Genomic DNA, 13,248 nt, shown 5'->3' with positions numbered 1-13,248 from the left:
ATAAATAAAGGCCACGCAGGAACACGGACGATGAGCCACCCCTCGCAATTCACCTTGCTGCGCACGCGGCGCTTTTTGCCGTTCTTCATTACCCAGTTGCTGGGCGCGTTCAACGACAACATCTTCAAGCAATCGTTGATCCTGGCCATTCTCTACAAGCTCACTATCGATGGTGACCGCTCTATCTGGGTCAACCTCTGTGCCCTGCTGTTTATCCTGCCGTTCTTTCTGTTCTCGGCGTTGGCCGGGCAGTTTGGCGAGAAATTCAACAAGGACGCACTGATCCGCGCGATCAAGATCGGCGAGATCGTGATCATGGCCGTGGGCGCCACCGGCTTTCTGACTAACCACCTGGAGTTGATGCTGCTGGCGCTGTTTGCCATGGGCACGCATTCGGCGCTGTTCGGCCCGGTCAAGTATTCGATCATGCCCCAGGCCCTGCATGACGACGAGTTGGTGGGCGGCAATGGCCTGGTGGAAATGGGCACCTTCCTGGCAATTCTGGCCGGCACCATCGGCGCAGGCGTCATGATGTCGTCCGTGCACTATGCGCCCGTGGTGTCGGTGGCGATTGTCGGCGTGGCGCTGCTGGGGTATCTGGCCAGCCGCAGCATTCCCCGTGCGGCGGCGTCGACCCCGCAGTTGCGCCTGGACTGGAACATCTTCACCCAGTCGTGGGCCACTTTGCGCATGGGCCTGGGACAGACGCCGGCGGTGTCGCGCTCGATCGTCGGCAACTCATGGTTCTGGTTTGTCGGGGCGATCTACCTGACGCAGATTCCGGCGTACGCCAAAGAGTGGTTGTACGGCGACGAAACCGTGGTGACGTTGATCCTCACCGTGTTCTCGGTGGGTATCGCCCTCGGTTCGATGCTCTGCGAGAAACTCTCCGGGCGTAAGGTGGAAATCGGCCTGGTGCCCTTCGGTTCATTCGGCCTGACGGTGTTCGGCCTGTTGTTGTGGTGGCATTCCGGCGGCTTCCCGCAGAACGTCCAGGCCAACGACTGGCTGGCGGTGCTCAGTGTCGGCCAGGCGTGGTGGGTGTTGTTCGATATTCTCGGTCTGGGGGTGTTCGGCGGTTTCTATATCGTGCCGCTGTATGCGCTGATCCAGTCGCGTACCGCCGAGAACGAGCGCGCACGGGTGATTGCTGCCAACAACATCCTCAACGCGCTGTTCATGGTGGTGTCGGCGATAGTGTCGATCCTGTTGCTGAGCGTGGCCAAACTGTCGATCCCCGAGCTGTTCCTGGTGGTGTCGCTGCTCAACGTCGCGGTCAACACCTACATCTTCAAAATCGTCCCCGAGTTCACCATGCGTTTCATGATCTGGCTGCTCAGCCATTCCATGTACCGCGTGGAGCACCGCAACCTGCAGGCCATTCCTGATGAAGGCGCGGCGTTGCTGGTGTGCAACCACGTGTCGTTCGTCGATGCACTGTTGATTGGCGGCGCAGTGCGGCGGCCGATTCGCTTTGTCATGTACTACAAGATCTACCGCCTGCCGGTGCTCAATTTCATTTTCCGCACCGCCGGGACGATTCCGATTGCCGGGCGCAATGAAGACATCCAGATCTACGAAAAAGCCTTCACACGCATTGCGCAGTATCTGAAGGAAGGCGAGTTGGTATGCATCTTCCCGGAAGGCAAGTTGACCGCCGATGGCGAGATGAACGAATTTCGCGGCGGCGTGACGCGGATTCTGGAAGAGACGCCGGTGCCGGTGATTCCGATGGCGTTGCAGGGGCTGTGGGGGAGTTTCTTCAGTCGCGATCCGAACAAGGGGTTCTTCCATCGAATCTGGTCGCGGGTGGTGTTGGTGGCGGGTGAACCGGTGGTGGCAGACGCGGCGACGCCTGAGCAGTTACAGGTGCGCGTCGGGGCATTGCGAGGGGGTATCAGGTAGTTTCTTGCCGGTTACCAGGGACGCTTTGCAAGCAAGCCCGCGCTCACATTTGACCGAGTTGTCATGCGGTCGGGTGCGAGGGCGGGCTTGCAAGCGAAAACGGCAGTGGCTTAAGTGCTGATCTTGAGGCCAATGAGCCCGCAAATGATCAGTGCCACGCTGGCCAACCGAAACAACGCCATGGATTCGCCAAACAGGATAATCCCGGCAATCACCGTGCCCACGGCGCCTACGCCAGTCCATACGGCATAGGCGGTACCCAGTGGCAGCTCTTTGACTGCAAGCCCCAGCAGCCCGAGGCTGATGGCCATGGCGACAATCGTCAGGGCGGTGGGCAGTGGCTTGCTGAAACCGTCGGTGTACTTAAGGCCTACGGCCCAACCGACTTCAAATAACCCCGCGAAAAACAGAATGATCCAGGACATGATGACCTCGCTTTTTCAGGCGGGGTCGTCCCCGGATTCAACGCACGTTGGCGCCGCGAGGTCGTCCCCGCGAAGCCGGTAGGGTGCCGAAAACGGACCAGGCGATCAAGTTTGCGCGGTGTTCTGCGCCGCTCGACGGTCTTCCTTTTCGCTCATTCGGCGGAAATAGGTCGACAGCAATGCCCCGGAAATATTGTGCCAGACGCTGAACAGCGCACTCGGCACCGCCGCCAGTGGCGAGAAGTGCGCACTGGCCAGCGCGGCGCCCAGCCCGGAGTTCTGCATACCCACCTCCAGCGCCAGCGACTTGCGTTGCGCCAAGGGCAACTTGAACACGCGGCCGGTGAAGTAGCCCAGCACGTAACCGAAGCTGTTGTGCAGCATCACCACTGCCATGATCAGCAAGCCCGATTCGGCAATCTTCGCCTGGCTGGCGGCAACCACGGCTGCGACGATGATCACGATGCTGATCACCGACACCAGTGGCAACACCTCCACCGCATGGCGCACCCGCTCACCGAGCAGGCGTTGTGCGACCACGCCGAGCACGATCGGCAGCAGCACCACTTGCAGGATCGACCAGAACAGCTCCATGAACGACACCGGCAGCCAGGCCGAGGCCAGCAGCCAGATCAGCGCCGGCGTGAGCAACGGGGCGAGGAGGGTGGTGACGGCCGCAATGGCCACCGACAGCGCCAGGTCACCCCGAGCCAGCCAGGTCATCACGTTGGACGAGGTGCCGCTTGGGCAGCAACCGACCAGGATCACACCGACGGCAATTTCCGGCGGCAGATGAAACACCTGGCACAACAACCAGGCCACGCCCGGCATGATCACAAAGTGCGCAACCACGCCGAGCGCCACACGCCAGGGGTGGCGTGCGACTTCGGCGAAGTCATCGAGTTTAAGGGTCAGCCCCATGCCGAACATCACCAGGCCCAGCAGCGGCACAATGGCGCTTTTAAGGCCAATGAACCAGCTGGGTTCGAGGAAGGCCAGGACGGCGAAAATCAACACCCAGTAGGCGAAGGTATTGCCGACGAAGCGGCTCAAGGCGGCGAGTGCTCGCATGGGGATGTCCTTGTTATTAGCGTGCTGGATGTGGCGATCCGATCAGTGTGGAAACAGGCCTGCCACACTGATCGTGCTCACTTGGGGTCGGTCGGGTCAGATGCCTTGTGGCGTCTCTTCACCGCCCAGTGCTTCCACCAGCGCCGGCAGGAACTCGCCAAACGTCAGCATCATCAGGGTAAAGCTGGCGTCCAACTGGCCCAGGGCCTCGTCGCCGCCATCCTGTTCCGCCTGATCCTGCAGCAGGTCTTCGAATTTCAGGCGCTTGACGGTCATTTTGTCGTCGAGCATGAAGGACAGCTTGTCCTGCCAGGCCAGTGACAGTTGAGTCACGACTTTGCCGGTGGTCAGGTGCAGTTGGATTTCTTCGCCGGTCAGGTCCTGGCGCTTGCAGCGCACAATGCCGCCGTCTTCGTGTGTGTCGCGCAGTTCGCATTCGTCGAGGACGAAAAAGTCATCGGCCGGTTTTTGGGTGGTAACCCAGTCGGTCATGATCGCCGTCGGCGCGGTCTTCACGGTCAGTGGCCGTACCGGCAGGGTGCCGATCACTTCACGCAGGGTCGAGAGCAAGTCTTCGGCGCGTTTCGGGCTGGCCGAGTTGACCAGGATCAGGCCCTGTTTTGGCGCGATGGCGGCGAAGGTCGACGAACGACGGATAAACGCGCGCGGCAGGAAGGCCTGGATGATTTCATCCTTGATCTGGTCACGTTCCTTCTTATAGACCTTGCGCATTTGCTCGGCCTCGATCTCTTCGACTTTCTCTTTAAGTGCGTCACGCACCACGCTGCCCGGCAGGATGCGTTCTTCCTTGCGCGCGGCGATCAGCAGGAAGTCACCGCTGACGTGTACCAGGGGAGCATCTTCACCTTTACCAAAAGGTGCGACGAAACCGTAGGTGGTCAACTCCTGGCTTGCACAAGGGCGCGCCAGTTTGGTGGCCATTGCAGTTTCCAACGCCTCGGCATCAACAGGCAGATCTTGGGTCAGGCGATAGATAAGCAGGTTCTTGAACCACATGGGGTGAGTCTCTCCTTTATACAAAGGGGGGCATTATTCTCTTGATATCGCCCCAGGCCAACCCTGCCTAAGCCATTGGAAGGCCTCAAAAAAAAGATTTAAGAAAGTGCTTGCCAGACCCTGGGTCGCTCCGTAGAATGCGCGCCACACCGAGACGAAGGGTGATTAGCTCAGCTGGGAGAGCATCTGCCTTACAAGCAGAGGGTCGGCGGTTCGATCCCGTCATCACCCACCATTCGCTTCATGTGTTACGCGCAGCGGTAGTTCAGTCGGTTAGAATACCGGCCTGTCACGCCGGGGGTCGCGGGTTCGAGTCCCGTCCGCTGCGCCATATTCGGTAACCTGGAACGCTGAACGCCAGGTCACCACAGAAAGCCCGCTCATCGAGCGGGCTTTTTTCTGTCCGAAATATGGCAAAAAAACGTGCAGGAAACTTTTTTTAGATAAAGTGCATTTAAATCAAGACATTACGATTTTTTGGTGTATGATGCGCTCACACCGAAACGAAGGGTGATTAGCTCAGCTGGGAGAGCATCTGCCTTACAAGCAGAGGGTCGGCGGTTCGATCCCGTCATCACCCACCATTCGCTTCAAGTGTTACGCGCAGCGGTAGTTCAGTCGGTTAGAATACCGGCCTGTCACGCCGGGGGTCGCGGGTTCGAGTCCCGTCCGCTGCGCCATATTTGCTTCCATTAAGGCCCACTGAACGCCTGGAAGCCACGGAAATAGCGGCCTTGTGCCGCTTTTTTCGTTTTCTGAATTCCATTCAGATCCATCTCCAGCCACGGTTTTCAAGTACCCATTTTTAAGTACACCGCTGGCACAGCCTTTTTACGATTCCATGTGCATCAATTTTCGTACTGGTCCGGCTACCGCTGGGTTGTATTCCCCCTCCTTGATGCAGAAGGAGGTGTCTGATGGCTCTGACAGATACAGCGATCAAGCAAGCCAAGCCCGCCAGCCTTATACGTTAACTGATGGGATGGCTTATCTCTGCAAGTGCCCACGACGGGTTCGAGTCTCAAGGCGGCTCGGCAGTGGAGAGAGGCTGCACGTGTGCTGGTGGCCAACAATATCGATTTGAATGTCGACCTAAAACCGGCCAGTCACGTCCGTCGTCATAAGCATCTGCTGGAAGCGCTCCAGAAAGACCGACTCGGCGCGGGTCATCTTTTGTTCGCGATTCCACAGCAAATAAACGTTCACATCGCTGACACCCTCCCAGGGCGGCAGGCGCCAGATTTCATCGGCTTGCACATCGGCAGCGACAATGTGTTCGGGCAGGCAGCCAATGCCATATCCGGCCGCGACCAAACGCAAGATCTCATCCAGGCTGGGTGAAGACGCGACAATGCGTCCAGTGAAGCCTTGTTGATCCCTGAACACGGTCAGCGGCGATAAATTGCCGCCGATCTGGTCACTGGTGAAACTCACGAAATTTTCGCTTTGCAGGTCTGACAAGGTCAGGTTCTTGCGACCAAACAGCCGATGGCGCTTCCCACAGAAAAATGCATAGCGCTGTTCAAGCATGACCCGCTGTTCGAGGCGGGGCTGCGGTGTACGGCACAGGCTCAAACCGAAAGACGCGGTCTTTTGCAGCAGCGCGCTGATCACATCCGAGCTGCGCAGTACATCAACTTCCAATTCCACTTGAGGGAACTCATTGTGGAATTGCGCCAGGAACTCATCGTAGCTGCGAGATTGGATACGGCTGATGGACAGCAGCCTGATTTTACCCGTTACCGACTCCGCAGGCGCATCCAGCGCAGGCCCTAAACGGGAGACCGTGCCATAAATCTCTGCGGCGATCTGCATGACTTCCTCGCCAGCCTTGGACAGGGTAATGCGAGGCCCGCGCCGCACGACTAGCTCACTTGATAGTTGCTCCTCCAGTCTTTTGAGCGCCTGACTGATTGCCGGTTGACTCAAGTGCAGGCGGGCGGCGGCCTTGCTGATGCTGCCCTCCTGACCAATAACCAGGAAGGTTCGCAACAGGTTCCAGTCCAGGCGGTCATTGAGAAATCGCTTTGCCTCGGGGTCCCTTTGAAAACCAGACGCTGAAATAGTCATTATTTTCCAGGCTTATACTTAAGTATTTAGATTAGAAGCTTTTCCTAGCATAGGGCTTGGCGCACCATCGATCAATGCACCGTGAGAGTGCGACTTTCATGCTCACGCATGACCTTATCTCCTGCCTATAACAATGATTCCCGGGAGCCTCAGATGACGAGCAGAACCTCCACGCCGCGTCGTGCCGCAGCCGCCGCATTTATCGGCACCACCATCGAATTCTATGACTACTACATCTATGCATTTGCCGCGGCACTGGTGTTGGGACAGCTGTTCTTTCCCAGTGAAAACCCGGCCCTCAGCACCATGGCTGCGTTTGGTAGCTTCGCTGTAGGCTTCATCGCTCGGCCGTTCGCCGGGATGGTATTTGGCCATCTAGGTGATCGGCTGGGCCGCAAAAAAATGCTGCTGGTGACCATTGTGCTGATGGGCGTCGCGACGACCGCGATAGGTCTGCTGCCGACTTACGCTCAGGCAGGTATATGGGCGCCTATCGGCCTTGTGGTGCTGCGGTTGCTGCAAGGCATCTCAGTCGGCGGCGAATGGGGCGGCGCGGTACTGATGGCCAGCGAACACGCGCCCAAAGGACGCAAGGTGTTTTTCGCTTCATTCGCTCAATGGGGCAGCCCGGCCGGCCTGTTGCTGGCGCTGATTGCCTTCCGTTTGATCAGTGAAATGGAACAGGACGCCCTGATGAGTTGGGGCTGGCGCATTCCGTTTCTGATGAGCGGGGTGCTGATGATCGTCGGCCTGGTCATTCGTTTCGGCGTGCCGGAATCGCCGGAATTCGCGGAGGTCAAGGAGAGCGACGAGACCTCTGATAACCCGGTGATGGAAGCGCTGCGCACGGGCTGGAAGAACATTCTCTTTGCTGCACTGGCCGTCACCATCGGTTCGGGCGGTTTCTTTTTCACCAATACGTTCATGATCACCTACGTCACCCAGTATCAGGGCATCGCCAAGACCACCATCCTGGATTGCCTGTTTGTGGTCACCATCCTGCAGTTCCTTTCGCAACCCTGTTCGGCATTGCTGGCGGAGCGGCTGGGTGAAGGGCGGTTTCTCAAGTGGGTGGCGTCGCTATGTATCGTGGTGCCGTATCCGATGTTCCTGCTGGTACAGACCGGCAATCTGTTCTACATGACCGCCGGCATTGCCCTGGCGGTGATCCTGCTGGCCGCACTTTACGCAGTGATCGCCGGCTACATGGCTGAAGCTTTCCCGGCACGAGTGCGGTATTCGGGCATTTCGATCGCCTATCAACTCGGCAGCGGCTTGACCGGAGGTCTGACACCGATGATCGGCACCTTCATCGCCGCTCAGTTCGCCGGGCAATGGATGCCGTTGGCGCTGTTTTTCAGTGTGCTGGCCCTGATGTCACTGACCGGAGTACTGGGGCTGGCGCATCTGCGCAGTGCCAACGCCAACCCGGTCACGCTTTCCACTTCCCAAGGAGTCGCATGATGAGCAAGCCTCTCGCGATGTCAGAGGTCGAATGGCAGGCGCGCTGTGAACTGGCAGCGCTGTACCGCTTGATCGCCTACTACCGCATGACCGACCTGATCGATACCCACATCACTTTGCGGGTACCGGGGCAGGCGCCGCATTTTCTGATCAACCGCTATGGGGTGGCGTTCGAGAGAATGCGCGCCAGCGATCTGATCCTGATCGACCTGCAAGGCAACGTGGTCGGTAGCAACTGCAACGGTGGCAAGGTCAACGCCGCCGGGTTCGTCATCCATTCGGCCATCCATGAGGCGCGCCCGGACCTTCATTGCATCATTCACACCCATACCGCCAGCGGTATGGCAGTGGCGGCCCAGCGCGATGGGTTGCTGCCGCTGACCCAGCATGCGCTGAAGTTCTACGGCAACCTGGCGTATCACACCTATGAAGGCATCGCGTTGTCACTGGACGAGCGCCAGCGTCTGGTCGCCGATCTGGGGTCGCACAAGGCGATGATTTTGCGTAACCACGGTTTGCTGGCGGCCGGTGCGGGTGTAGCGGCGGCGTTCCACGAGATCTATTTTCTGGAGCGGGCCTGCCAGGCGCAGATCCAGGCGATGTCGGCCGGTGTCGCGTTGAATATTCCCAGTGAAGCCGTATGCCAGCACACGGCGGCGCAGTTTGGCCGTGACGGCATCGACGGCATTATCGACCTGGCCTGGCAGGCCGCGCTCAGTCTGATCGACGAGCAGCGCACCGACTGGTGCAGCTGACCATGACCTGTATCGTTTTGCTTTGTCAGGACCCTGCGCTGACCGATTGGCTGGCAGCGCTTTTCGCCGAGCATGCGCCGCACCTGAATGTACTGCGGCCAGACGATGGGCAGGCGCCGTTCGCCGAGGTCGCGGTGTGCTGGTTCCCACCGCCCGGCAGCCTGGGGCGCTTGCCACGCCTGCGCCTCGTGCATTCGATCGGCTCGGGTATCGACCATTTGGCTCAGGACGGCTCTCGCGATACGGCGGTGCCGGTCTGCCGCGTGGTCGACCCTGATCACAGCCTGGGTATGAGCGAGTACGTGCACTGGGGCGTACTGCACTTTCACCGAGGCTTCGATCAGGTGATCGTCGGCAATCTTGTGCAGCACTGGCAGCGGCCGGTGCAGCGAAAAGCTGAAGATTTCAGGGTCGGCGTGATGGGCTTGGGCGCGATTGGTACGCCGGTGGCGCTCAGACTGGCGGCGGCGGGCTACGACGTGCGCGGCTGGGCCCGCACGCCGCGTGAGATCGACGGCGTGACAACCTTCAGCGGTGCTGATGCGCGACGCGAGTTTCTCGATAGCTTGGATGTGCTGATCAACCTGCTGCCCCTTACCCCCGCGACCCAGGGCGTGTTGTGCGATGAGGTCTTCCAGTGCATGGCCAAAGGCAGCGCCTTGATCAATTGCGGCCGTGGCCAACATCTGAACGCCGATGACCTGCAACAGGCACTGGCGAGCGGGCAACTGCGCGGAGCCTTACTGGATGTCTTCGAGCAGGAGCCTTTGCCCGCCGACTCGCTGTTGTGGCGCACGCCGGAGGTCTGGGTGACGCCGCACATGGCGTCTGCCGCCTCCGACCTGTGTATCGCCCGGCAAGTCGCCGACAACGTGCAGCGATTGGCCCAAGGGCTTGCACTGAACAATCGGGTCAATCCTGAACTGGGTTATTGACCGCATGTGTTTTGAGAGAGGTCCGCAATGAAAACATTTTTCCACCCGGCGCAGCGCCTTCACCATCCCCGTTCCTACCTGTCGCGCGGCCAGATGCGTCAGCCACAGGAATTGCCCGCACGTATTGACCCGCTGCTGGCGATGGCCGAAAAACTGGGGTACCCCCTGTTGGTACCTCACGACTATGGTCAGGCGCCGTTGGCCGCCGTACACAGCGCGGCCTATCTGGACTACCTGAGCAGCGCTTACCAGCAGTGGCACGAAGTGCCGGAAGACTGGGGCGATGAAGTCATGTCCAATATCTATATCCGCGAAGGCAACCCCCTGCGCGGGATTCTGGGCAAGACTGCCCGCTACCTGGCTGATGGCAGCTGCCCGATCGGCGAGCACACCTGGCAGTCCGCCTACTGGTCGGCACAGAGTGCAGTGGCTGCCGCCCACGCGGTTATCGACGGTGACCCGTTCGCCTACGCACTTTGCCGTCCACCGGGGCACCACGCCCGTGCCGAAGCGGCAGGCGGCTTCTGCTTTCTCAACAACGCTGCAATCGCCGCTCAGGTACTGAGGGGCAGGTTTTCCAAAGTCGCTGTGCTCGACACCGACATGCACCACGGCCAGGGCATACAGGAGATTTTCTACGATCGGGATGACGTGATGTATGTGTCGATCCATGGTGATCCGACCAACTTCTACCCGGTGGTCGCCGGTTTTGACGATGAAACCGGAACGGGGGCCGGTGAGGGCTTCAACCTGAACTTACCGATGGCCCACGGTGCCAGCGAGGTCGATTTTTTCAACTGTATGGATCAGGCCGCTTCTGCATTGCGCACCTTCGGGCCGGATGTGTTGGTACTCTCACTGGGCTTCGATATTTACGAAAATGATCCTCAGTCCAAAGTGTCCGTCAGCCATGAGGGCTTCCGTTTACTGGGGCAGCGGATCAAGGCGCTGGGGGTTCCTTGTGTGGTGGTGCAGGAGGGCGGCTATGACATCGCCACGCTGGATGAAAATGCCTCGCGATTCTTTGCCGGCTTGACGGCGTGACGTCACAGGAGTAACCGGATCTGCCGCAGTGGCCTTATGAAATTCTCCTGAGTGGATATTTCAGGTAGGGCCGATACGGGCTAAGTTTTCCCCTGGTAGATATCAGGGGTCGCTCATGCACAATCCACATGCTCCGCATGAACAGCAAGAGCGCTCAAGCGGGTCGGCGCGTGACGACGAAGTGACGGCTAACGATCTCTTCAGCACGCATTTCTCAGGTTTATCTGCCATTCAAGCTCAGTGCCTGGCCCGTTCGGTGTTCGGCATTGACGGCCAGGCCTCGATCCTGACAAGTGAGCGTGATCAAAACTTTAAGATCTCGACTGATCAGGGGCGTGATTTTGTTTTGAAAGCGACCCACCCATCGGAAGATCCTGGCGTGACCGACTTCCAGACCCAGGCTCAATTACACATCATGAACAAGGGGCCAGATGTTCCGGTCCCAAGGTTGAGGCTGACGCTTGACGGTGAGTATGTGCATCGCCGCACTATTCCTGGGTCCGAACAGAGCCAAGCCATCAGAGTCATCGATTTCATACCAGGCTCGCCACTCTACAAGGTGCAGCGCAGCACCAGGCTACTTGAATCATTAGGCGCGGCAATGGCGCATCTGGATATTGCGCTCAAAGGTTTTAATCATCCCCAGATGAATCACAAACTTCTGTGGGACATCCAGCACCTGAAAGCGTTGAGCGCACTGACGAGTTACATCGACGACGATGAAAAACGTAAACGAGTTCTCGAAGGCTTGAAGCGTTATGGGACCGAAACTGAACCCGCACTCAAGCTTTTGCCAAAGCAAGTCATTCATAACGACATGAACCCGTACAACATCATGGTTGATGATGAGAGTGGGACCAGGCTCACTGCGATCCTGGACCTTGGCGATATGGTTTCGGCCCCACGAGTACAGGACCTTGCAGTGCTCTGCGCCTATCAGTTGTCAGAGGATGACAACGTATTGAGCCATGCCGTGGAGTGCATAAAGGCCTACCACGCTGTCAGCCCGCTCACGCAATCCGAACTCCATCTGCTCCCCAACTTGATCGAAGCCCGCTTGCTGGCCACAGTGCTGATTACCGAGTGGCGATCCAGAGAGCATCCTGAAAACAGCGAATACATACTCCGCAACAATCCGTCTGCATGGGCTGGGCTGCGGCGCCTTGAGGCATTTGGGACGGGCCAGGCACAGACCTTTATTTTAGAAAAAATCCAAGAAGCGGGGATGATCGTATGAAAAAAGATTCCAGCATGCTCAATTCGTTTGACGCCACGCGCATGGGAGACTTGCCTTTACGCGAAGCCGACATGATCAAACGGCGCAACAAGGTACTCGGTCCGGCTTACCGTCTGTTTTATGAGGAACCACTCCATATTGTCCGAGGAGAGGGCGTTTACTTGTTTGATCAGGACGGACGACCGTATCTTGATGCGTATAACAACGTAGCGTCTATTGGCCACAGCCGCCCGGAAGTGGTTGAAGCGATTACCCGCCAGGCTTCACTTCTGAATACCCATACCCGCTACCTCCACGAGCTGGTTGTTGATTATGCAGAGCGGTTGGTCGGTACGTTTCCGGCAGAGCTGTCACAGGTGATGTTTACCTGCACCGGCAGCGAGGCGAACGATCTGGCACTGCGTATCGCCAAGCGTTTTACAGGCGGCACCGGCGTCATCGTGACTCAACTCGCGTATCACGGTGTGACGGCTTCGGTCGCAGATATCTCACCTTCGCTCGGCGTCGGCGTTCCACTGGGGCAGCACGTACGGACGGTGGAAGCTCCAGATACGTATCTCTTCAGCGACGAAGATATTGGTGCTCGCTTCGCGAAAGCGGTAGGAGAGGCCATCACTGACCTCAAGCGACATGGGATCAAACCCGCCGCGTTAATCGTCGATTCTATTTTTTCCAGCGACGGCGTGTACTGCGACCCAAAGGGGTTTCTGAAAGAAGCGGTGGATTTGATACGCGCCGAGGGAGGCCTCTATATTGCCGACGAGGTGCAATCCGGCTTTGCGCGAACCGGATCGGCCATGTGGGGCTTTCAGCGGCATGGACTCATCCCCGATATCGTGACGCTCGGCAAGCCCATGGGCAATGGTCATCCCATCGCGGGCCTGGTGGCCAGGCCTGAGGTGCTTCAAGCGTTTGGGGATGAAGCCCGCTACTTCAATACGTTTGGCGGCAACCCGGTTTCCTGCGCCGCCGCGATGGCCACGCTTCAAGTGATCCAGAACGATAAGCTGCAGGGCAACGCGGCTCACATTGGCGGGCTGATTCGTACTGGTTTTTGGAAACTTGCCGAAAAATTTGAGCTGATTGGCGATGTCAGAGGTGATGGACTATTTATTGGCGTGGAGCTTGTGGTCGATCGCAAGACCAAGGCTCCCGCCAAAGGGGTGGCCAACCAGATTGTGAACGGCATGCGCCAGCGTGGCGTATTGATCAGCGCAACCGGCCCACGTGGAAATGTGCTGAAGATTCGCCCAATGCTGACGTTCAATGAGGCTCACGCGCAACAGTTGTTGATGGCCGCAGCGGGCGCGTTGGAGAGTCTGTGA

General features: G+C 58.5%; 11 protein-coding genes and 4 tRNA genes. 11 read left to right on the top strand and 4 right to left on the bottom strand.

Annotated features, from left to right (window positions below; genetic code table 11):
• The first annotated feature begins 30 nt into the window (after window positions 1-30).
• A complete protein-coding gene (locus KZX66_RS24990; protein ID WP_248083882.1) occupies window positions 31-1,905 on the top strand; it encodes an MFS transporter in 1,875 nt (624 codons plus the stop codon).
• Window positions 1,906-2,015: 110 nt separating this feature from the next.
• Here the strand turns inward: KZX66_RS24990 and sugE are convergent, their stop codons facing one another.
• The 3 genes from sugE to rdgC form a co-directional block, all read right to left on the bottom strand.
• A complete protein-coding gene (sugE, locus tag KZX66_RS24985; protein WP_105524638.1) occupies window positions 2,016-2,330 on the bottom strand; it encodes a quaternary ammonium compound efflux SMR transporter SugE in 315 nt (104 codons plus the stop codon).
• 105 nt (window positions 2,331-2,435) lie between these two features.
• Window positions 2,436-3,401 carry a bile acid:sodium symporter family protein gene (locus KZX66_RS24980; RefSeq protein ID WP_248083881.1) on the bottom strand — a complete coding sequence of 322 codons (966 nt, stop codon included), beginning with the start codon at window positions 3,399-3,401 and terminating at the stop codon, window positions 2,436-2,438.
• Window positions 3,402-3,497: 96 nt separating this feature from the next.
• The gene (rdgC, locus tag KZX66_RS24975; protein ID WP_150675788.1) at window positions 3,498-4,418 is read right to left on the bottom strand and encodes a recombination-associated protein RdgC; all 921 of its coding nucleotides are present in this window, start codon (window positions 4,416-4,418) and stop codon (window positions 3,498-3,500) included.
• A gap of 159 nt (window positions 4,419-4,577) precedes the next feature.
• On the opposite strand from rdgC, the gene KZX66_RS24970 reads away from it, so the two are divergent.
• The 4 genes from KZX66_RS24970 to KZX66_RS24955 all read left to right on the top strand — a co-directional run bounded on the left by KZX66_RS24970 (window position 4,578) and on the right by KZX66_RS24955 (window position 5,098).
• Window positions 4,578-4,653 (top strand) — tRNA-Val (locus KZX66_RS24970).
• A gap of 19 nt (window positions 4,654-4,672) precedes the next feature.
• Window positions 4,673-4,749: transfer RNA gene (locus KZX66_RS24965), tRNA-Asp, on the top strand.
• 177 nt (window positions 4,750-4,926) lie between these two features.
• Window positions 4,927-5,002, top strand: a tRNA-Val gene (locus tag KZX66_RS24960).
• Between the two features lie 19 nt (window positions 5,003-5,021).
• Window positions 5,022-5,098 (top strand) — tRNA-Asp (locus KZX66_RS24955).
• 412 nt (window positions 5,099-5,510) lie between these two features.
• Here the strand turns inward: KZX66_RS24955 and KZX66_RS24950 are convergent.
• The gene (locus tag KZX66_RS24950; protein WP_248083880.1) at window positions 5,511-6,488 is read right to left on the bottom strand and encodes a LysR family transcriptional regulator; all 978 of its coding nucleotides are present in this window, start codon (window positions 6,486-6,488) and stop codon (window positions 5,511-5,513) included.
• Between the two features lie 153 nt (window positions 6,489-6,641).
• Here KZX66_RS24950 and KZX66_RS24945 point away from each other — a divergent pair, with 153 nt between their 5' ends.
• The 6 genes from KZX66_RS24945 (at window position 6,642) to KZX66_RS24920 (ending at window position 13,248) form a co-directional block, all read left to right on the top strand.
• Entirely contained in the window at window positions 6,642-7,952 is a 1,311-nt protein-coding gene (locus tag KZX66_RS24945; RefSeq protein WP_248083879.1) for an MFS transporter, read from the top strand.
• Window positions 7,952-8,707 (top strand): class II aldolase/adducin family protein, encoded by a 756-nt coding sequence (locus KZX66_RS24940; protein ID WP_248083878.1) that lies wholly within the window; start codon window positions 7,952-7,954, stop codon window positions 8,705-8,707. The genes KZX66_RS24945 and KZX66_RS24940 overlap by 1 nt, the downstream gene beginning before the upstream one ends.
• 2 nt (window positions 8,708-8,709) lie before the next feature.
• Complete coding sequence (locus tag KZX66_RS24935) at window positions 8,710-9,642, top strand: glyoxylate/hydroxypyruvate reductase A (protein ID WP_248083877.1); 933 nt, start codon at window positions 8,710-8,712, stop codon at window positions 9,640-9,642.
• 27 nt (window positions 9,643-9,669) lie between these two features.
• Window positions 9,670-10,686 carry a histone deacetylase family protein gene (locus KZX66_RS24930; protein WP_248083876.1) on the top strand — a complete coding sequence of 339 codons (1,017 nt, stop codon included), beginning with the start codon at window positions 9,670-9,672 and terminating at the stop codon, window positions 10,684-10,686.
• A 115-nt stretch (window positions 10,687-10,801) separates the two neighbouring features.
• Window positions 10,802-11,923, top strand: a complete 1,122-nt coding sequence (locus tag KZX66_RS24925) for a phosphotransferase (RefSeq protein ID WP_248083875.1) — start codon at window positions 10,802-10,804, stop codon at window positions 11,921-11,923.
• A gap of 14 nt (window positions 11,924-11,937) precedes the next feature.
• Entirely contained in the window at window positions 11,938-13,248 is a 1,311-nt protein-coding gene (locus tag KZX66_RS24920; protein WP_248083900.1) for an aminotransferase class III-fold pyridoxal phosphate-dependent enzyme, read from the top strand.

Origin of the sequence: Pseudomonas sp. EYE_354 (genome assembly GCF_023148575.1) — a bacterium.
Classification (GTDB): domain Bacteria; phylum Pseudomonadota; class Gammaproteobacteria; order Pseudomonadales; family Pseudomonadaceae; genus Aquipseudomonas.
Note: the sequence above shows the minus strand (reverse complement) of the source record. Positions and strands in the feature narration are given on the sequence as shown.